Genomic DNA, 20,767 nt, shown 5'->3' on the forward strand with positions numbered 1-20,767 from the left:
GCACCCATGCGCCCCCAATGACCGACCTTCTCCAGATTGAAAAACGGTATCTCTGGCATCCCTTCACGCCCATGCAGGCGTGGTGTGAGGATGGACATGAGCCACTGATGTTGGTGTCGGGTCAGGGCTGTTATTTGCGGGATCAGCATGGGCGTGACTACCTGGATGGCAACAGCTCCATCTGGACGAACATTCACGGGCATAGCCACCCCACCATCCATGCTGCCATCCGGGCTCAGTTGGATCATGTCGCGCATACGTCCTTCCTCGGCTTCACGCATGAGCCTGCCATTCAGCTCGGTCAGCAACTGGTGGATCTCTTGCCCGGCAGCGCCCTGAGCCGGGTGTTTTATTCGGACAATGGCTCTACCGCCATCGAGTGTGCCATCCGCATGGCCTTGCAGTATTGGAAACAAAATGGGCAGTCGCAGCGGGATACCATCCTGGCCTTTGACCGCGCTTATCATGGCGATACCCTGGGGGCGGCCAGTGTGGGGGGCATCCCGGTCTTCAAAGGCAGCGGCAATGACTTCGGTTATCGCGTTCAGCGTGTGCCCACTTTTGAGGCTTTGGATCAACTGTCCCCCGAGGAAGTGTCGCGTCTTTCCGCCGTCATCATTGAGCCTCTCATCCAAGGCAGCGCAGGCATGCGCCTGTGGCCTAGCGGGATGTTGAGGGCCCTCAGCGACTGGTGTCGCGAGCGCGATATCTTCCTCATCCTGGATGAAGTGATGACGGGTTTTGGTCGCACAGGAAAGATGTTTGCCTGTCAGCATGAGGACGTGGTTCCAGACTTTCTCTGCCTGGCCAAGGGCCTTACGGGTGGCTACTTGCCGCTGGCTGCGACGATGACCACGGAGCGTGTGTTTGAAGGGTTTCTCGGGGCCGGGCGTGCCTTTTATTACGGTCATAGTTATACCGCGAACCAACTCGGCTGTGCTGCTGCGCTGGGGAGTTTGCAAGTCTTCCGGGAAGAACAGGTCATGGAGCATCTGCCGGAAAAGATCCGCGTCTTCACGGCTCTGCTCGGTGCTCTGCGAGATATCCCCTGCGTCATGGACATTCGCCAATGTGGGCTGGTGGCGGGCATCGAGATCGGACCTTATGCACCTGAGGCCCTCATCGGCGTGAAGACCTGCCTGGAAGCCCGCCAGCATGGCCTTCTGACTCGGCCCGTGGTGGATACGCTCGTGCTCATGCCACCGCTCGCTGCGACGGAGTCCGAGCTGGAAAAAATGGTGAACGCTTTGCGCCAAGCCATCGTGACCATCGCCGCTACGGCGTAAATTGGACCTCAAGGTAAAAGAATCGGTATAACCAAAAGAGTGGCGATTCAGGCGAGCCAAAGTAGCCAGAGCTTTAGCTCGCCAAAGCTCCACCTTCCATTCGGCTTGTTATCTCTTCTGCTTGGCGCAAAGCGAGGCTTTCTTGGGGTAGAGTTGGTTGTAGCTGCCCGCCTAGCGTGTGGGCGAAGGGTCTTGAGCATCGAGTTTCACCATCCCCACGCCCTGGCGGGCGCAGCTACTCAAAATTACGCCAAGGCCGCGCGAATCAGCAAGGCCATCGGGTCCGGATCACGGCCCATGAAATCGCGGAAGAGCTTCGCAGGGTCCTCGGAGTTGCCCTTGCTTAGCACCTTGTCACGGAAGTCACGGCCCACCTTGGGATTCAGCACCCCTTCGTTTTGGAAGCGGGTAAAGGCATCGGCATCCAATACTTCCGCCCACTTGTAGCTGTAATAGCCGGCGGCATAACCGACTGGGCTACTGAATAGGTGACCAAAACGCCGCGCCATGGAGGGCGTCTCTGTCTTCAGCGGCATGAGGTAAGGCTTCAACAACTGGCGTGAGAGCTGATCCAGATCTGCGCCTTCGTCGGTGGCGTGGTGCATGTGCAGCTCCAGGTCCAGCTTGCCAAAGGAAAGTTGGCGCACGATGTCGCTGGCGCTGCGGTAGTTCTTGGCAGCCAGCACTTTCTTGAGGAGGCGGGCAGGGATGGTCTCTCCTGTCTCATGATGACGGGCAAACAGGTCCAGGCTTTCACGCTCCCAGCAGAAGTTTTCTAGGATCTGGGAGGGTAGCTCCACAAAGTCCCAGTAAACATTCACGCCATTGAGAGAGGGGATCTCCACATTGCCTAACAATTGATGCAACAGGTGGCCGAATTCATGGAAGACGGTGCACACTTCATCATGCGTCAGCAGGGCAGGCTTGCCATCCACAGGGGGAGTCATGTTGCCGCAGATGAGGCCCAGGTGCAGGCGGCGGTCGCGCTCGCCACTCGGGGGCACGCCGCCTTTGAGATAGTTCATCCAGGCACCGCCACGCTTGGAGTCGCGCGGGTGCCAGTCTGCGTAGAAGGAGCCGATGTGGACACCCTTTTCGTTACGCACTTCGTAGAATTTCACATCCGGGTGCCACACTTCTACCGGGCCCAGTTCCCCAGGTTGGGTGCTGGCAGGGCCAGATTCCCCGGCAGGGTAGTGCACCACATCCCGACCCACGATGCGGAGGTCAAAGACCATCTCCGCCAGCCTGAACATGCCGCCTAGCACCTTATCGAGCGGGAAGTAAGGGCGCAGTTCTTCCTCATCAAAGTCGTACTCAGCCTTGCGCTGTTTTTCCGCCCAGTAGCCCACTTCCCACGGTTGCAGGAGATCGGCTGCCTGGCCCACGGCATCGGCACGGTATTCTTGAAGCTGGATCGTTTCGCGATCAAAGGCTCCCTTAACCTTAGCGTGCAGGTTCTCGATGAACTGGAGCGCCGTTTGCCCATTCTTCGCCATGCGCTGCTGCAGCACGTGGTCGGCAAAGTTCGACTTGCCCATGAGTTGGGCCTTTTCGTGACGCAGACGCAGGATCTTCCAGATGAGTTCCGTGTTGTCATGGTCACCGCCACGGCCAATGCCGGTGGAGCCTTCCCACACGGCTTTGCGCAGGCTTTCATCTTCCGCATACTCCATCACCGGGATCATGGAAGGGGCCTTGAGTGTGAGTCGATACTGCGGGGCCTCAGGGGTGCCTAGTCCCTTGGCAGCAGCCTCAGCGCGTGCGGCATCAATGGCCGATTGCGGCATGCCTTTGAGGCGATCCGCATCCGTCAGGATGAGCTCCCACTTGTTGGTGGAATCGAGCACGTTCTCAGAGTACTTCTGGGTGGCCTGAGACAGCTCGGACTCCAGTTCTTCCAGGCGCTTCTTTTTCTCCGGTGGCAGGTTGGATCCCGCCTGGATAAAGCTTTCCATCGTCTCCTTCAGCGCCCGTTTGCGCACAGGCGGCAGGTCGCGGGCCTCTTCCGTTTTGCTGTAGGTCTCCAGCAGATCCCACAGGTGTTCATTTAGGGGGATCTTGGCGAAAAAAGAGCTCACTTCCGCCAGCATGGCATTGTGCGCTTCCCGCATGGCGGGGGAGTTGCACAGGGCATCCAGGTGCTGCACCAGGCCCCAGGCTTCATTGAGTGAGCGGGTGGACTCATCCAGCGCCAGCACGACGGTGTCGAAGTTCATCTTGCCGCGATCTTGCTCGATCAGGCGATTGATGTTCGCGTCGGCCTGCTCCAGGGCGGTTTTGATATCCGCCTGAATGCAGTTGGAATCCAGGGTGGACCAGCGGATGTGAAAGTCCTGAGTGAGGAACGGTTGAGCCATAGGGGGTGGTAGGCGTAGGAGCCGCGATTATCGGCGGGGAGGCTCGGGTGGCAAGGATGAACGCGCAGGAATGAATTTTGTTAAGCTAGGGTAAAGGTCCAAGTCATCTGGAGGAGTCGGGCGTTCAAGAGGAAGTATGAAACGAACGACGATTCTTCTCTGGCTGTGCGCTGGGCCTGTTTTTTCCCAAACTCCGCCTCCTGAGGCCACCGTGCGAGAGCAGGCCGGGTGGCGCATGGTGTCCTCCAATGGCATTGCCAATCACGTCATGGGGGCGTTTCCCAATGCGCACAATCCGAACGCAATTGCCCCTCAGAAATACGAGTTTCGCGTCACGTTGAAGCCCCAGGTCGCCGCCCAGCCCACCCGGGCAGAGCGAGCCTTTTTTGGCGTGGCAGTGAATGGCGTGCCTTTTGAACCGGGCACGGCGGAGTTTTGGCAGCGCGATCCCCGCTCCGGCTGGGTGGCTGAGGCCAAAAGTGGCCAGGTGGACCTGGGGCTGGACCAAAACGATGCCCACGTGCAGCCCAATGGGGCCTACCATTACCACGGCCTACCCACCGGGCTAATTCAAAATCTGGGCGGAGATGCGGCGGATAAAATGCAGTTGTTAGGCTGGGCGGCCGATGGTTTTCCCATCTACTCCAGCCGTGCGCATCAAGCCCCTAAAGATGCCACCAGCCCCCTGGTGAAGATGCGCAGCAGCTACCGCCTGAAAGCGGGTGAGCGTCCCGGTGGCGATGACGGCCCCGGTGGCCCTTACGATGGTTACTACACCCAGGACTATGAGTACGTGGCAGGTTTGGGAGATCTGGATGAATGCCATGGGCGCTTCGGCGTCACGCCGGAATATCCCGCTGGCATCTACCACTACTGCATCACCGATGAGTTCCCCTACATGGGCCGCCAGTGGAAAGGCAGTCCGGACAAGAGCTTTCAAAAACAAGGTGGCGGCCCTCCCGGTGGTGGCCCGCCACGCCGGGGGCGGCGCGGTGGCCCAGGATTTGGCCCGCCTCCTGGAATGGGGCCTCCAGGTGGCCCCAGAGGTGACGGTCCACCCCCTCGTCCCTGATTAGGTGCCGCAAAAGGTGCGGTAATCTTCCGCTGGCTGCGGTTGGCTGTATTCGGGTAAGTCCACGCGGTGATCATAAGGCGTGGCCAGCACTTGGAGCAGTCGCTGCATGACGCTGAGGTCCTCGTTTTGCATGGCGGCTGCCAGGGCCTCTTCCACCTTGTGATTGCGCGGGATAAAGGCGGGGTTGTGCGCTTGCATCAAGGTCGTCACATCAGTGGCAGATTGTGGCTGCCGAGTTAACCGCAGTTTCCATTGAGACAGCCAGTCTGAAAAAGATGCATCATTGGTTAGGTGGTTTTTCACCCCGACGGTCGCGGAGAGAGCGCGGAAGGTGTTGGTGTAGTCGGCTTCCTGCGTGTGCATCCAGCTCAGCAGGGTATCCGCCAGGGCCTTGTCTTCGGTTTCTTCATTGAACAGGCCTAGCTTCTTCCTCATGCCGGCGAGCCAGGCCTCATCGAAGCGGCTGCGGAAGCTTTCCAGCGCGGCATTGGCCAGATCAATGGCCTGCTTTTCATCGGGGTGCAGCAGGGGTAAAAGCGCCTCCGCAAGCCGGGCCAGATTCCACTGGGCGATGGGGGCCTGATTGCCATAAGCATATCGGCCATGATGATCAATGGAACTGAAGACTGCGCCGGGATCATAGGCGTCCATGAAAGCACAGGGGCCATAGTCGATCGTCTCGCCCGAGAGGGCCATGTTGTCCGTATTCATCACGCCATGGATGAAGCCCACATGCAGCCACTGGGCGATGAGGGAGGCCTGACGTCCAATGACGGCATGGAGCCAAGCTAGATAAGGCGAATCCTCACCCGCCAGCGCCGGGTCGTGCCGTGCCAAAGTGTAGTCAGCCAGGGCCTTCAGCGCGGTTTTGTCTTGATTCGCCGCAGCCCACTCAAAGGTCCCCACACGAATGTGACTGGCCGCTACCCGAGTGAGAACCGCCCCCGGCAGGGGCTGCGGGCGATACACCGCCTCCCCCGTCGTAGCCACAGCGAGGCTGCGCGTGGTGGGGATACGCAGAGCGTGCATGGCCTCGCTGATGATGTATTCACGGAGCATCGGCCCCAGCGCAGCGCGGCCATCTCCCCGTCGCGAATAGCGGGTGGGACCGGGACCTTTAAGCTGGATGTCGAACCGCGCCCCACTCGGCGTGATTTGCTCGCCTAACAAAATGGCGCGTCCATCTCCCAGCGTGGTGAAGTTGCCAAACTGATGCCCCGCATAGGCTTGGGCGATGGGGTGGGCCCCAGGAGGCAATTCATTGCCCGTAAAAAGTGCCGCCGCCTCCGGCCGATCCAGCAGCTCGGGTTTCAAGCCTAGCTCATGTGCCAAGGCGTGATTAAAAATGGTTAGGCGCGGTGTGGCGACTGCCGTCGGTTTAGCCAGGGAGTGAAACAGCGCGGGAAGCTGCGCATAGCTGTGTTCCAAACGCCAGCCAGCGTCGGCGGAGGAAAGAGGGGACTCGTTCATGAAATAAGGTTCCCTTTTCATGCACCCTGCCTTTGCCACAGCAAGCTCAGATGTGGGAGATGCGGCGATCTCTCGCCTCAGTGAAGATTTTGCGGCACCTTCACCAGCTTCGCCCGGTCATAACCCTGGGCCTCCAAACGTTTCAGGATGCCCTGGTAAGTCGCCTCATCCAGGCTGGGCTTCCGGCTCAGCACCCAGGCCAGCTTGCGATTGGGATAACCAATGACACTCCACTGATAATCGGGGTCCAAATCAATGATCAGGTAGGGGATGCGAAAGGGCCACAGGAGCTGCACGCGCCATTCGGCATTCGTTTCTTTATTGTGCACCCAGGCCTTGCCTTTCCACTGCTGGAGCGGGGCGTCTAATGAACCTTTGCGAAAGAGAAAGATGTTGTCCATCTTTCCATCCGGTCGTGGGGTGTAACGATCCAGCGTGCCCACCTTGCCTTTTTCAAGCGAGTAGGGAATGTGGGCAAAGACATACCAGTCCCCCATGTAACGTGGCAGATCCACGTGGGCGACGGTTTTGAGTGGGGGCTGTTTCACGGCGGTGGAGCATGAGGTGAAAGAAAACAGGCACGCCGCAGCGAGCAGGTAGTAAAAAGTTTTCACATCCTAGAGAACGCCTCGCACTGACCAAAAGGGGCAAGGAAATGCGAGCTGTGCAGCGTATGATTCTCCTGTAGGGCAATCAAACGACAATCGCCTTTAAATGGGTTTTGCGCTTCATTTCAATCGTTCCAGGGCGATGACATCTAACCGATCCTTTTCCCTGACTGAGGTCGATTTGAGCCGGATCAGGGCCGCTTTAGAAGCGTAACGAACAATGCGATCTCCGATTTCCAAAGTGCCAGCATCGGGAAGTAGGTCGCTGTAATACAGACCCGTCATGCGAGTGAAGATATCAATTTGGCAGTATTCAGATTCTTCCACTACACGAATAGCTCCTTCTTCATCCGTGAAGTCATCCATGGATAGTTCACGGGCAAATCCCTCGCCATAATCCGACAGTGCATCGAGCAAGCGGGATACATTTTGAGTGCTTGCCTCGATGAGAATATCCACATCCTCCGTCATTCGCATGTAGCCTTGAAGGGCCACGGCCACTCCACCGACGACGATGAATTGAACATCGTGATCAGCGAGGCGCACCAACAGTTTTTCGAATGAGGGTTCCATCGGATTCAGGAGTTCGCCAAACACCGCCACGCAGCCGTTGTGCATTTTTCCACAGCATTTCCAGACGCTTCAGTGGTGGCAGACTGGAAAGGCTGCCACCCACGGTTCGGCGCAAGGTCTCCTGTAAATCGTCAGGCATGGATGAACATAATGAATACTCTGTAAAATACAAGGTGAACGCGTGAGATGTGTCTCCTCGGATTCAGGAGCTCTGAATCCAAGGAGAGGGGGCTAAAATTTACCCTTTCTCAAACACAGGCTTCCCATCCTTCATCGTGGCGATGATAACATCGCCATCCTTGAAGCCGCCTTCCAGCACTGCCAAGCTTAGCGGGTCCAGCAGATGTTTCTGGATGGCACGCTTCAGCGGGCGGGCTCCATAGACCGGATCAAAACCAGCGTCGGCCAGGTAACGGGTGGTCTCATCCGTGACGGTGAGGTGGATGTTTTGTTTGGCCAAACGAGTGATCACACGCTGAAGCTGGATCTTCACGATCTTGTCGAGCTGGGCGGCATCCAGGCGATCAAAGATGACGATTTCATCAATACGATTGAGGAACTCGGGGCGGAAGAATTGCTTGAGCGACTCACGCACCAGGGCGTCGCGTTGCTCGGCATTGTTCACGTCCTGAATGGCGTTGCTGCCGATGTTGCTGGTCATGATGATGACCGTATTTTTGAAGTCCACGGTGCGGCCCTGACCGTCGGTGATGCGGCCATCATCCAGCACTTGCAGCAGGCTGTTGAACACGTCGGGGTGGGCCTTTTCCACCTCGTCAAACAGCACCACGCTGTAAGGGCGGCGGCGCACGGCCTCGGTGAGCTGGCCACCTTCGTCATACCCCACGTAACCGGGAGGCGCACCGATCAGGCGACTGACGCTGTGCTTCTCCATGTACTCGCTCATGTCGATGCGGGTCATGGCGTTGTCATCATCGAAGAGGAACTCAGCCAGGGCCTTGCACAGCTCAGTCTTGCCCACGCCGGTGGGGCCTAGGAAGAGGAAGCTGCCGATGGGGCGATTCTCATCCTGGATGCCCGCACGGGCACGGCGCACGGCATTGGACACCGCCACGATGGCATCCCGCTGGCCGATGACACGATCTGCCAGACGTTCCTCCATCTTCACTAGCTTGGAGCGCTCTCCCTCTTGCAGGCGAGAGACAGGAATGCCCGTCCAGTTGGCCACCACACGGGCGATGTCGTCCTCGGTGACTTCTTCGCGGAGCAATGTGGGTTGGGCCTTGGGTTTATCAGGAGTCTCGGTGAGCGACTCGTTTTGAAGCTTCTTCTCCAGATCCGGGATGAGACCATACTGGATCTCCCCAGCGCGGCTGAAGTCGCCTCGGCGCTGGGCTTGCTCCAGTTCGGTTCTCAGGCGATCAATCTCCTCCTTCACCTTGCGGCCGGCGTCCACGGTTTCCTTCTCCTTCAGCCATTGGGCTTTCAGGGCCGAGGATTGTTCTTTGAGATTGGCGATTTCCTTCTCCAGCTTTTCCAGGCGGGTCTTGCTGGCTGGATCTATTTCCTTTTTTAAAACCTGACGCTCCATTTCGCCCTGCATGACTTGGCGTTCGATGACGTCAATCTCTGTAGGCATGGAATCCAGCTCAATCTTGATGCGGCTAGCGGCTTCATCCACCAGGTCAATGGCCTTGTCCGGCAGGAAGCGATCCGTGATGTAGCGGTTGCTCAGCGTGGCAGCAGCAATGATGGCCCCGTCCTGAATGCGCACACCGTGGTGCACCTCATAACGTTCCTTCAAACCACGCAGGATAGCGATGGTGTCCTCCACACTCGGCTCACCCACCAGTACAGGTTGAAAGCGACGCTCCAGCGCGGGGTCTTTTTCGATGTATTTGCGGTATTCATCCAGCGTGGTCGCGCCGATGCAGCGCAGCTCCCCACGGGCCAATTGAGGCTTCAGCAGGTTGCCCGCATCCATGGCCCCTTCCGCCTTGCCTGCACCCACGATGGTGTGCAGCTCATCAATGAAAAGGATGATTTCTCCCTCACTGCTGGTGACTTCCTTGAGGAAGGCTTTCAGGCGTTCTTCGAACTCGCCACGGAACTTGGCCCCTGCCATCATGCCGCCCAGATCCATACTGATGAGACGTTTGCCTTTCAGGGAATCCGGCACGTCCCCAGCCACGATACGGCGGGCCAGGCCTTCGGCGATGGCCGTCTTACCCACACCGGGTTCACCGATGAGCACAGGATTGTTTTTCGTGCGACGGCTCAGCACCTGCATCACTCGGCGGATCTCCTCATCTCGACCGATGACAGGATCAATCTTGCCTTGCTTCGCACGGGCGGTGAGGTCGGTACCGTATTTTTCCAGGGTCTGGTATTTGCCTTCCGGGTCATGGTCCACCACACGTTGGCTGCCCCGCACGGCGGTGAGGGCTTTGGAAACGGTGTCATAAGTGAGGCCCGCCTGCTTCAGCAGATCGGACACCTCGGACTTGGCCTTGAACAGGGCCAGGAGGACGTGCTCCACACTGAGGAAGTCATCCTTGAGTTTCTTCTGCTCATCTTCCGCCTTGGTCATCAGATCTCGGAACTCGCTGGACAGGTAAAGACTACCCGTTGCCCCCGTGACCTTGGGTTGGCGGTTCAGCAGTTGAGCTAGTTGCTCAGGGAGTTGCGTGGCCTTTTCAGGATTGACCGCTGCCTTTTCCAGCAACGGCTTGGTGATGCCCCCTTCCTGATCCAGCAGCGCGGAAAGGAGGTGGGCAGGTTTGACTTCTTGATGCCCATGGCGAGTAGCCACAGACTGCGAGGCGTTGAAGGCCTCTTGGAGCTTAACGGTAAATTTTTCAGGAGACATAATTTTGAGGGTTGGTTGTTTCCCTGATCCTATGCTCAGACTGTGCCACAGCGGCGCAATGTTGCGCTAGCCTTTATTTGGCAAGGGAAGGGCGTGCATTGCCTGCTAATGGGAAAACTGAAGAAAGTTTCCTTTTGGCTCAAAAAAGCGGATCAACTGTGACAGGATGGCATTTTAATCGTGCACTTTGAGCGAGCGCTCTTTCTGAGATATTCTCTCCCGAATGATTTAATGGCTTTGCCCATCAAAGAAAAGAATTAGGTCCGTCAACGCGAGGAGCCAAAAAGCTGAAGTGTAACAAAGAATGGCGTAAATGATCCAGGCATTGCCCGTTTCTTTCAATAGGCACGCCACCCCAATGCGAAGCAAAATCATGGCGTTGAAATACATCGCCATTTCATTTCTCCAGATACCAATGCCATACATGCATGGGAGCACCAGCATCTGAAGGAAAAACCCAGCAATCAGGGCAACAAATAAATGTAAATAGTTCCAGGAAACGGCTTGGGCTGGTGCCAGTAGAATTTGGAAGTGGGGTTTCCATTCAGATGCACGCCGCACGATGCTGTTCAATCCCACCAAGCATCCTGTGAAGGCTTGCACTGTCGGTGCATAAAGCCCGCGCTTTCTTCACTCCTTCGTCAGCTTCAGCAGGGCGTCCACATCGCCATATTTGACGGCACCGGGGACGAAATTCACATCCCAGGGGGACTTCAAATCGGCGAAGCGGAAGCCTTCCAGGTCCGCAGTGACGCCATCTAGCGCGAGGACGGTGCCGGTGACCAGGGCGATGGGGCCCGCGCCTTCCAGGCCGTGGATTTTGAGCTGCTTCACGGGATACTTTTCCTGGTTCTGCATCATGGTCACCATGGTCATGGCATCGTGCACACGGCGGGCCAGGAGGGTGGGATTATAACCAAAGGTGTAACCGCTGAATTCACGGAAGTCGTTGGCTTTGGCCTTCAGATTGTCACCCGCCTTGGGCTGCTCCTCCATGCCGCGCAGGTAGAGGTCCGGGCAGGCGATGGCGATACCTTGATCCAGTAGCTTCTGGGCGGCGGGGGTGGGGCCTGCGGCAGTGAGGACGGAGTCGCTGCCCTTGAGGCTCAGCCACAGGGTGGCCTCGCCCTGCCAGTTTTTCGGGTAGAGGAAAACAGCGTGCAAGGTTTCCTCTTCGCGGTTGTTTTGGATGCGACCTTGGAGGATGAAGTGATCGGCCTTTTCTTCCTTTTTCACCATCTCATAGGCGACTTCCTGCGGGGTGGGCTGGAGGCGGCCCACGATGGTCTTCCAGGCTTCGCCCACGATGTTGCGCAGCGCGGTGGGATCGTCCTTCTGGATGAGGGCGGTAATGTTCTTTTCATCCTGCGCCGTCATCCAGTCGCAGACGGCTTTTTCATGGGCCTCTCCCACCGCCTCGCCCGTGGGGGCAGGGTGCTCGGCAGTCCAGACGGTCATGTCGGCCTTGGTAGAAAAGGTGAAGTCGCGCTCTTGAATGGGGCTTTTTTGGCCGAGCTGAAAGTGTTGATTGAAGAACTCATACATCGCCAACCGGGAGGGCAGATTGTAGTTGTGCGGAAACTGGGTGGCGATGTGGGCGGTGACCTTGTCTGGCACGCCGAGTTTGGCATAAAGATCCTTCAGATCTGGCAGGCCTTTGGTGGCCACTTCCTTTGTCCAATCATCGGCAGCGGTGATGCCCAGCGGGCGCGGGGCGGTGAGCGCGGCGATGTCCACATTCCCCTGGCCGATGCGCAGGTAGTGGCTGTTTTCACAGGTGCAGCCGCCCTGCATGGCAGTGGAGACCATCACGCAGGGGAAGGCCGCTTTGATCCGTTGGTCAATGCCCGTGATCATCATCGTCTGGGTGCCGCCCCCGCTGGCCCCCGTGCAGCCGATGCGGTCCGGGTCGATGCCCTCTAGACTCAGCAGGAAATCTAGCGCGCGCACGCTGTTCCAGGTGTGCAGGCCAAGGTAGGTCTGTAGGCGCAGATCTGCCTGTGGGCTGAGGAAACCGGTCTGCCCCGCGCCGTGGCGATGGAGTGGAAATTGGATGGAGTCGGCATTGCCCAGAGTATCGTAATGGAAGGCCGCGCAGCCCATGCGGGCCAGGTGGACACAGCGCGCCTGGAGCGGGGAACGGGCGGCAGATTCGCGCTCCTCAGCCCCTGTTTCGATCTGTTTTTTCATCGCCTCACTGCCCGCACCTACGTCCATGAAGCGGCCATCCGGCCAGTGGCCATGCGGGCACAGGATGCCGGGGATTTTGCCGCTGTGCTTTTTGGGCAAATACAGGCTGCCGGTGACGTAGTGGCCGGGCAGGCTTTCAAAAAATACGCGATCAATCGTGTAGTCATCCCGCTCCACCCGACCATGGATGGTGGCCTTCAGCGGCGTCTTTTCCGGCATCGGCCACAGGCCATTGGCCAGCAGCACGCGTTTTTCGATCTCCGCCCGCCGCGTTTGCCAGGCCTCCGCATCCGCCACCGGGGTAAAGGGAAAGTAGCCATTCAGATCCCGCATCGGTCGTGCAGTATCCATGCCGGAAGCGGAGGCCGTGAGGAAAAGGAGGCAGGGGAGCAGGAGCCGGGCTTTCATGGTGGAGATGCGCAGGATGAAAGAGAAGATCGCGCTTTGGGAAGGAAAATTGCAGCCATTCCACAGGTTCCCGGCCCGCAATGGCTCCAGCAAACGTGATTTCCCGTTTGCACCCCCCGCAGGGCGTGCCACTTTCGCCGCCCTTTCTCAGCCATGGCCCTCATTGTCCAGAAATACGGCGGTACCTCCGTCGGCAATCCAGAACGCATCCGGAACTGCGCACGCCGCATTCTGGAAACTCAGCGTGCTGGCCACCAGGTCGTCGCCGTCGTCTCCGCCATGTCGGGCGTGACGGATAACCTCATCCGCCTGGCCAAAGAAGTGTCCCTTGAGCAGGACCCCAGCGAGCGTGAAATGGACGTCCTCCTTTCCACCGGAGAGCAGACCACCATCGCCCTCACCGCCATGGCCATCAATGCCCTGGGAGGCAAAGCCGTCTCCCTCACTGGAGCGCAGGCCGGCATCTCCACGGACCGCATGCATACGAAGGCACGCATCGTCAACATCACGCCCGATGCCGTGCATAAGATGCTGGATGAAGGCAACATCGTCATGCTGGCAGGCTTTCAGGGTGAAACCGCCAGTGGCGAGATCACCACGCTGGGCCGTGGCGGCAGTGACCTCACCGCCATCGCCATGGCCGCCGCCATCAAGGCCGACCTCTGCCAGATTTACACCGATGTGGACGGCGTGTACACCTGTGACCCTCGCGTGGTGAAGTGTGCGACTAAGATCGAAGAAATCAGTTATGACGAGATGCTGGAAATGGCCAGCAGCGGCAGCAAAGTGATGCAGAGCCGGAGCGTCGAGTTTGCGAAAAAATTTGGCGTGCGCTTCGAAGTGCGTAGCAGCCTCAACAACAACCCAGGAACCCTCGTGAAAGAAGAAACCCCCGGTATGGAATCCGTCGTCGTGCGCGGCGTCAGCCTTGAGCGCAATCAGGCCAAGATCACCATTGACGATGTGCCAGATCGCCCGGGCATCTCGTCCGTCATCTTTGGTGCCATCGCCGGTGCTAACATCATGATCGACATGATCGTGCAGAACGTCTCTTTCGATGGCGAAACGGACATCTCCTTCACCCTCAGCGCTGCAGACCTGCCGAAGGCCGAGAAAGCCCTGCGCGAGATCCTTTCCACCCTCGGTGACAAAGTGACCCTGCGAACCGAGTCTGGAGTGGCCAAACTTAGCGTGGTCGGCATCGGGATGCGCAGCCACAGTGGTGTCGCCGCCAAAATGTTCAAAGCCCTGGCCGACGTCAGCGTGAACATCCTCATGATCTCCACCAGTGAGATCAAGACCGCCGTCATCGTCCAGGAGGCCGATATTGAAAACGCTTCCCGTGCCGTGCATACCGCCTTCGGTCTGGATGCAGCCTGAGCCACGTCAACCCGTCAAATGACGGGAAAGATCCCTAATGTGGGCAGTTCCTTATCGGACTGCCCATTTTTTATGGATGGATGGGCCTTTCGCCTTTCCGTTTACCCCACCTCACATCGCCGGCGGCGGGGTCGTTTCGGCGACGGCTTTGGATTTGAACAGGCTCATGATCAAGGTGAAGGGCAGAAAGATGACCTTCAGAATGAGACCCACGGTCATGGCGATGATCTTCATTGGCACGTGGAGAGCTTTGAAGAGCGGCTTCAGAGCCACCTGCACGGCAGGTACTTTGGCATACAGAATGGAGATTCCGAGGATGAGGACAATCCCGACAAATTTGCGGGCAGGCCCCACATGGACAGGCCCCTCAAAAACCTGGAAGCTGGTGGTAGGATCGCTGAGCAATTCAAAGACGAGGATGCCGCCTACGTAGCCGATGAGGACAAAGGCCGTATCGGCCAGAATGGGGAATTTCTCCAGCAGCTTGATGCAGGCCCCGGCAACAAAACGGAGGGCCAGGATGCCGATGAAAACGCCGGTACAGACGACCCAGAGACGGGGGTCAATCGCCACTGCGGCCACCACATTGTCCACGCTAAGGCTGAGGTCCATCAGCTCAATGCCAATGACAGTGGCCCAGAGACCGCGCTGGTTGGGACTATCTTTGTTGCCATCGTTGTCTTCATCGCCAGCACCGGTGAAGTGCTCGCTCATCAGATAAACGAGATAGGCCGCACCACAGATCTTGAGCCATGGGTTTTCGATGATCCATGCGGCAAAAAACATGCAGATGCCGCGAAAAAGATAGGCCCCAATGATGCCCAGTTTCAGGGCCAGATACTTCTGTTTCTCGGGAAGATGGTTGGCCATGGCGGCAATGGCCAAGGCGTTGTCCACACTCAGAAGTCCCTCGATAACGATCAGCATCAAAATGGCTGGTACTGCGGACGCGAGGTCGGCTGACGAAGGCAGGAAAGCGAGAATGGAATCGAAGAGGGGAAACATGAACAGGACGGGCTGCCTTTCACTACATGGCCACTGGTCGAATCCAAACGTCTTTTTAATTCCGCAAAAGATTCCTGGGACATCCCGGACTGGCCTTCGATGAAAAATCGATTATTAGTTAAGAAATGCGAAATTTCTCCCGACTTGTTTGTGCTTGGCTGGCCGTGGCCGGGCTGCCGTTCTTTGTCCTGAAAGCCGCAGCCCAGGATGGGGGGCCAGTGCCGAAAGACCGTAACACGATTCTGCAGTTGCAGATCTTTTTGGACAAACACCTCTTTGGTCCTGGAAAACTGGACGGGGCGGTGGGGGAGTTCACTTATAAGGCGGTGGTGAATTACAATTTCGCCAACGGCCATTCGGATCTCTATGACTGGGAGCCTGCCCTGAAAGCGGCCACGAAGGAGGTGCCGGTGATTTTTGCGGCCTTCAAGATCCGCAGCGACCTGGAAAAGTTTGTGAATCCGAAGCTGCCAGAAAAGCCTGAAGAACAGGTGAAGCACCCCTACATGGCCTACCGCAGCTATGTCGAACTCGTGGCGGAACGCTTTCACACGGACGAGAGCTTCCTGGCCAAGTGCAATCCGGAGCTGGACATGGCCAAGCTGACACCGGGAGACGTGGTGGTGGTGCCGAATGTGCGCTCCTTTCGCATCGAGGAAGTGAAACCCCTACAGAGCTTTGGCAAAGACCCTGCATTGAGCAATCACACCATCGTGGTGGACACGACCGAACGCATGGCGGCGGTTTATACCAGCGACGAAAAACTCCTGGCCGCCTTTCCCATCACTCCGGGTAAACCGGAGTTCATTCCGGTAGGCACCTGGAGTGTGAAAACGATGATGACCACCCCTAGTTTCCGTTATGACAAGCAGTTCCTGGAAGCTGGAGTGAGAGGCAAGGAAGCCTATCAACTGCCCCCTGGACCGAACAGTCCGGTGGGTATCTTTTGGTGCGGACTCAGCAAGTCAGGCATTGGCCTGCATGGCACGGCAAATCCCCGCACCATCGGGCGTAGCCAGAGCGCAGGCTGTGTGAGGTTGGCGAACTGGGACGCCATCCGACTGCCCACTTTGGTCCGGCCAGATTCGCGGGTGATCGTGAGGTAGTGGAGTGCTCAAGGTTTCTTCTGCGCGAAGAGCCAGTTCCAGAATTCCTCGTTGTTGTAGGTTTGTGTCCAGGAATCGTGGCCGACACCTGGATAGATGGTTAGCTTTGCCGAGCTGCCTACCTTTTGCAGGGCACTGTGCATTCTGGTGGAGAAATCCACCGAGACGGCACCGTCTTTGTCGCCGTGGAAGATCCAGCAAGGCAGGTCTTTGATCCGTTCGGCCATCACGAACCCGACTCCGGCACCACCGCAAATGGGGGCGATGGCGGCATACGTATCCGGGTAGGCCAGTGCCGTATCCCAGGTGCCAAATCCACCCATGCTGATGCCAGTGAGGTAGAGGCGGGAAGTGTCCACGCGATGCGTGCGGATGATCTCATCCGTGAGGGCTTTCACCCCGTGCTCATTCCAGATGTTGGCAGTCGGCACCTGGGGGCAGACCACGATGGCCTCGAACTTTTTACCTGCGGCCATGAGCTTCGGCGGGCCGTGTTTTTTGAGCAGTTCCAGATCGCTGCCACGCTCGCCCGCGCCATGAAGGAAGACGAGCAGAGGCCATTTTTTGGCGGTATCGGTCTCATAACCTTCCGGCAGTGTGAGAAGGTAGGAATAGCCAACCTTGAGGGAGACCTCGCCTGCAAAGGTCTGCGGGGTCAGTTCCGCAGCGGAAAGGGAGGCGGTCATGGTGAGGGCCAGCAGGCTGGTGAAAAGAGGACGGATCATGGTGGGCAAACGAACGTGGAAGAAGGTAAAGTCTTGCGGTTTTAAGGAGAAATACAGGGCTGGAAATTAAGCCCGCTGAAACGGAGGGACTCGTCTGGCGGGGGCGTGCATGAAGCTTTGGGCGACCACTTTTTGGGGCGACTCCACGCTTTGTTTCAGCGACCGAAGCCAGAGCCCACCCGCCAGCATTAACAGGCCGCCAAGGAGCACGTAAACAGGCCGGAGATTGACGGGTTCGATGGTGCCAGCCCAATGGTCTACCAGCGAAAAACTTGCTGCGCCCAGGGTGAAAATAGCCATGCAGAAAAACCAGGCTTTATACACTCTGGCTGCCTGATGCAGGGACTCCGGCGGGAGCTCAGGCTTGGAAAAGCCACCCAGCAAGGCGAACCCTCCCAGAAGAATGGCGAAGAGCAGCAGGCGGCGGAAATCAAAGTTAAACTCCATGGGCTGGCAAGGCTTTGATGCGCATGATGCCTGTGTGGGTGCTGAAATCAATCTTGCGCATCTGCGCCAGCATCAGGATCTCCAACCGCCGTTCAGGATGATCCTCGATGGACTGCCACTTGTTTGCTGCCCGTAGGATGCCGAGTGTCTCATGAAGCCGGGTTTCGAGCCCGTTTGCCGTCGGCAGGCGCTGACACAAGTGCTTTAGAGCCCGCAAAATCAACAGCGGGCCGCCCAGGAAGATCTGACTCAGAAGGTAGGCAGGTCCTGTGATTCGATGGGTCTGCTGCTCCACCATGAAGGCCCCTCCGGAATCGCCCAAATCATGAAACAAAGAGGACTCAATGTAGCTGTTGAATCCATCGCCTCTCTGCCACTGCCGCCAGCCCCCATAGGTCACGGCCGCGAGTGCCGCGAGACTGAGCCATGGAACGAGTGTCGCAGGCAGACGAAAGGAATGAAAAACGAAAGCCAAGCCATAGCGGAAAAACATCCAGGCTACGGCATAACAGACGATGGATGCAGCCAGCAGCAGAACGCCTTTGAGGATTTGCAGACGGTTATAGGTGTCGATCATGTGCTTAGAAAATGGGTCAGTTTGGATTGCGGGCCGAGCACTTACTGAAAGGAAAGCCATGTCCGAGGTGGGAAGGGCGACATGGTTCGCCGGACAAGAATAAAGAGGCCTGTGGCTGCGGCCTGTAGGATGAACATTGTCAGACTGAGGAAAGCCCAAAAGCCTACAAACTCTGGCGATGTCAGCAGAATGGCCAAGCCTGAGGCTACGGCAATGGTGGTCATCATCCACGCGATGCGGGCTTTCTTTGACTGATTGCGTATCCATGAATGAGGCAAAAAGCGAAGGTCGAAAGCCGGGTGGAGGATCATGAAATACCGTGCCACCCAGCCAACGGGCGCTAAAAGCATCAATGTGGCTAACCACCAAAGAATGACGGCAGTCCAAAATTTAACGGCCAAGAGATGCAGGAGCAGCAGCCAGGGTTTGGATTGAGCGATGCTGTCAAAACTGACCCTAAAAGCGTGGAGTGAACGCCAGGGAAAGGAAAGGCAGCGATAGACAAATGCTTTTCTCTCAAAGGTCTCTTTCCAGTCTTGGATGACCACGGCACAAGTGGGCTGAGTAGCCAATGAGCGGGACAGCCAGTGCTCGGCAGCAGCAGGCCTCTCGAGATCCTGGAGGAGTGTTCCCACTTGCCATAAAACCACAGGATCTTCCGGATCATATTGAAGGGCATTTTGGAGCGCCTCGATACGCTCTTTCCAATGGCCATGAATCCCGGAATTGGCACGAAAAACAAATTCTGCGGTACGCCAAGTTTCGACGGACCCTGCATCCAGTTTTTTGGCTTTATCAGCGTGTGTTTGAGCCTGTTTTACTTTGCCGAGGACGGACATCACCGTAGCCATCAGCCGATGGAGTGTCGGGTATTCTGGGTCCAATGCTAAGCCTCGTTCCAAGTGCCTGCGAGCCTGACGAAACGCGGATTGCTGAACGGCGATCTGCGCAGCTAGAACGTAGTGAAAGGGGTTTTCAGGATCCTTTCGCAGAAGCCAATCCACGTGCTGCTTCGCTTCTTTACTTTGACGAAGTTGGATCAAGGCAACCGCTGCGTAACGATGCCCGGCTTCATCTTCGACCTTTTGGGCCAGTCGCTCTCTCGCCATGGTTAGCAGACGCTCCCATTGTTTGGCCTCAATCAAGTGATTGAGAACAGTCACAGAGGGGTGGATATCCAATGCTTCTGCACCAGATTCGGGATCCTGACCAGGGGCGAAGGACATCGGATTCTGATGCTCTTAAAACATCCAATCAACAAGGCGATTTGTCGAAATCTCCTAGGCCTTCACGATGAGGGATCTCCATGCGCGTGCTTACAGGGTGCTTTGAAGGAGCTCGGGAGAAGATTCGCTAGCTCTGCTGGTGTCTAGCCTTTAGGCGATGCTTCTGTATTCGATGCTCTCTAAAATCGCCTAAAGGCTAAACACCAACAGAGCGAATCAGGCGTTAGAGTAACGCTTCATTGAACGGTCTCGATGACTGGCAAAATCACCTGCCCGCCGGGGCGAGGTGGTTCGCCTCGGCATGCATGCGCAGTTCCTCAACGGCCTCAAGAATCAGCTCGCGGTCCATTTCGTGGACTTCGAGTTTTTGACCCACTTTGGGCACGAGGGTGACGGTGAGTTCGCCGCCGAGGTGCTCGCGGAATTCTTCGAGGCCTTCGAGAATGGTGGGCTCGCCGGTCCTGCCTTCGGCGATGAGGCTGGGGTGGTAGGTATCAAAGCCGATCTGTTCCACCAGGCGCAGGACACGCTGCGCGGTGGGGGAATCAAGGATGCCCTTTTTCACGGAGTAAAGGAGGTCCACCGCCATACCAATGGCCACAGCTTCGCCATGGGTGACGGCAAAGTGGGTGATCTGCTCCAGCTTATGCGCGGCCCAGTGGCCGAAGTCGAGCGGGCGGGCGCTGCCGAGTTCAAAGGGGTCGCCCCCGGTGGCGATGTGCTCCACGTGCAGTTCGGCACTGCGCTGGACCACCCGCTCAAGCGCAGGCTGCTCCAGACGGGCGAGGGCTGGAGCTATCTGCTCGATCTCTTCAAAAAAGGCGCGGTCGCGGATGAGAGAAACTTTGATGGCTTCGATGATGCCATTGCGGCGTTCGCGCTCAGGCAGGGACTCCAGAAAGGCAAAGTCATTCACCACGGCAAAGGGGACGGCAAAGCTGCCCACCCAGTTCTTTTTCTCGAAGTAATTGACGCCATTTTTCACGCCCACGCCGCCATCACCCTGGCTGAGGGTGGTGGTGGGGAAGCGCACGTGGCGGATGCCCCGGTGGGCAGTGGCCGCCGCAAAACAAACGAGGTCCAATGCGGCTCCACCACCGATGACAAAGACGTAACTGTGGCGGTCCAGCCCGGCATCGTTGATGGCCTGCCAGCACTGCTGGACGAGAGAGAAGTCATTCTTGCAGGGTTCCCCACCGGGTAGGATCACCGGCTCGCCCGCTAGGTCCAGCACCTCGGCATGAGCCCGTGCATACGAGCGGATGCTGTCGAGAAGTTGCGGGTTGGCTGAGGCCACATGATCATCCACAAACACCAGCACACGAGGGACCTTGTTGGGGTGGTCCAGCAAGAGGAGATCGCAGATGGTCGTGTTTGCAGCAGCAAACACATCGCGGGTGAAAAGGATGCGATGGGCGTATTCGAGCCTGATTTTCTTCTCCAGCATGGGCGGTTGGGTCTCATTAATCCTTACGTCAAAGGTGACGAAAGGGAAAGACTA

17 protein-coding genes are annotated in these 20,767 nt (G+C 57.5%); 4 read left to right on the plus strand and 13 right to left on the minus strand.

Going from position 1 to position 20,767, the window contains the following annotated elements:
• The first annotated feature begins 17 nt into the window (after positions 1-17).
• On the plus strand, positions 18-1,286 hold the full coding sequence (bioA, locus tag ABEB25_RS00705; protein ID WP_345734448.1) for an adenosylmethionine--8-amino-7-oxononanoate transaminase: 1,269 nt from the start codon (positions 18-20) through the stop codon (positions 1,284-1,286).
• Positions 1,287-1,531: 245 nt separating this feature from the next.
• Here bioA and ABEB25_RS00710 read toward each other — a convergent pair whose 3' ends face one another.
• A complete protein-coding gene (locus tag ABEB25_RS00710; protein ID WP_345734449.1) occupies positions 1,532-3,646 on the minus strand; it encodes a M3 family metallopeptidase in 2,115 nt (704 codons plus the stop codon).
• Positions 3,647-3,782: 136 nt separating this feature from the next.
• Between ABEB25_RS00710 and ABEB25_RS00715 the strand changes: the two genes are divergently transcribed.
• Complete coding sequence (locus tag ABEB25_RS00715) at positions 3,783-4,718, plus strand: YHYH protein (protein WP_345734450.1); 936 nt, start codon at positions 3,783-3,785, stop codon at positions 4,716-4,718.
• Here the strand turns inward: ABEB25_RS00715 and ABEB25_RS00720 are convergent, their stop codons facing one another.
• The 6 genes from ABEB25_RS00720 to ABEB25_RS00745 all read right to left on the minus strand — a co-directional run bounded on the left by ABEB25_RS00720 (position 4,719) and on the right by ABEB25_RS00745 (position 12,800).
• Positions 4,719-6,191, minus strand: coding sequence for a protein adenylyltransferase SelO (locus ABEB25_RS00720; protein WP_345734451.1), 1,473 nt, complete (start codon positions 6,189-6,191; stop codon positions 4,719-4,721).
• A 77-nt stretch (positions 6,192-6,268) separates the two neighbouring features.
• Complete coding sequence (locus ABEB25_RS00725) at positions 6,269-6,805, minus strand: lipocalin family protein (protein WP_345734452.1); 537 nt, start codon at positions 6,803-6,805, stop codon at positions 6,269-6,271.
• Positions 6,806-6,919: 114 nt separating this feature from the next.
• Positions 6,920-7,417 carry a nucleotidyltransferase gene (locus ABEB25_RS00730; protein ID WP_345734453.1) on the minus strand — a complete coding sequence of 166 codons (498 nt, stop codon included), beginning with the start codon at positions 7,415-7,417 and terminating at the stop codon, positions 6,920-6,922.
• A 193-nt stretch (positions 7,418-7,610) separates the two neighbouring features.
• Positions 7,611-10,202 carry an ATP-dependent chaperone ClpB gene (gene clpB, locus ABEB25_RS00735; protein WP_345734454.1) on the minus strand — a complete coding sequence of 864 codons (2,592 nt, stop codon included), beginning with the start codon at positions 10,200-10,202 and terminating at the stop codon, positions 7,611-7,613.
• Positions 10,203-10,430: 228 nt separating this feature from the next.
• Entirely contained in the window at positions 10,431-10,775 is a 345-nt protein-coding gene (locus tag ABEB25_RS00740; RefSeq protein ID WP_345734455.1) for a hypothetical protein, read from the minus strand.
• A 57-nt stretch (positions 10,776-10,832) separates the two neighbouring features.
• The gene (locus ABEB25_RS00745) at positions 10,833-12,800 is read right to left on the minus strand and encodes an acetylxylan esterase (protein ID WP_345734456.1); all 1,968 of its coding nucleotides are present in this window, start codon (positions 12,798-12,800) and stop codon (positions 10,833-10,835) included.
• Positions 12,801-12,953: 153 nt separating this feature from the next.
• Between ABEB25_RS00745 and ABEB25_RS00750 the strand changes: the two genes are divergently transcribed.
• Positions 12,954-14,180, plus strand: coding sequence for an aspartate kinase (locus ABEB25_RS00750; RefSeq protein ID WP_345734457.1), 1,227 nt, complete (start codon positions 12,954-12,956; stop codon positions 14,178-14,180).
• Between the two features lie 111 nt (positions 14,181-14,291).
• Here the strand turns inward: ABEB25_RS00750 and ABEB25_RS00755 are convergent, their stop codons facing one another.
• On the minus strand, positions 14,292-15,185 hold the full coding sequence (locus ABEB25_RS00755) for a TerC family protein (RefSeq protein WP_345734458.1): 894 nt from the start codon (positions 15,183-15,185) through the stop codon (positions 14,292-14,294).
• A gap of 125 nt (positions 15,186-15,310) precedes the next feature.
• On the opposite strand from ABEB25_RS00755, the gene ABEB25_RS00760 reads away from it, so the two are divergent.
• On the plus strand, positions 15,311-16,291 hold the full coding sequence (locus tag ABEB25_RS00760; protein ID WP_345734459.1) for a L,D-transpeptidase: 981 nt from the start codon (positions 15,311-15,313) through the stop codon (positions 16,289-16,291).
• An 8-nt stretch (positions 16,292-16,299) separates the two neighbouring features.
• Here ABEB25_RS00760 and ABEB25_RS00765 read toward each other — a convergent pair whose 3' ends face one another.
• The 5 genes from ABEB25_RS00765 to ABEB25_RS00785 all read right to left on the minus strand — a co-directional run bounded on the left by ABEB25_RS00765 (position 16,300) and on the right by ABEB25_RS00785 (position 20,734).
• Positions 16,300-17,016 carry a carboxylesterase family protein gene (locus tag ABEB25_RS00765; RefSeq protein WP_345734460.1) on the minus strand — a complete coding sequence of 239 codons (717 nt, stop codon included), beginning with the start codon at positions 17,014-17,016 and terminating at the stop codon, positions 16,300-16,302.
• Positions 17,017-17,082: 66 nt separating this feature from the next.
• Positions 17,083-17,463: a hypothetical protein gene (locus tag ABEB25_RS00770; RefSeq protein WP_345734461.1), complete on the minus strand. Its 381-nt coding sequence runs from the start codon at positions 17,461-17,463 to the stop codon at positions 17,083-17,085.
• On the minus strand, positions 17,453-18,040 hold the full coding sequence (locus ABEB25_RS00775) for a hypothetical protein (RefSeq protein WP_345734462.1): 588 nt from the start codon (positions 18,038-18,040) through the stop codon (positions 17,453-17,455). Before ABEB25_RS00775 ends, ABEB25_RS00770 begins: the two co-directional genes overlap by 11 nt.
• Positions 18,041-18,081: 41 nt before the next feature.
• Complete coding sequence (locus ABEB25_RS00780; RefSeq protein WP_345734463.1) at positions 18,082-19,266, minus strand: tetratricopeptide repeat protein; 1,185 nt, start codon at positions 19,264-19,266, stop codon at positions 18,082-18,084.
• 265 nt (positions 19,267-19,531) lie between these two features.
• Positions 19,532-20,734 (minus strand): 3-dehydroquinate synthase, encoded by a 1,203-nt coding sequence (locus ABEB25_RS00785; protein WP_345734996.1) that lies wholly within the window; start codon positions 20,732-20,734, stop codon positions 19,532-19,534.
• Between the last annotated feature and the right edge of the window lie 33 nt (positions 20,735-20,767).

The organism is Prosthecobacter algae, assembly GCF_039542385.1.
Lineage (GTDB): Bacteria > Verrucomicrobiota > Verrucomicrobiia > Verrucomicrobiales > Verrucomicrobiaceae > Prosthecobacter > Prosthecobacter algae.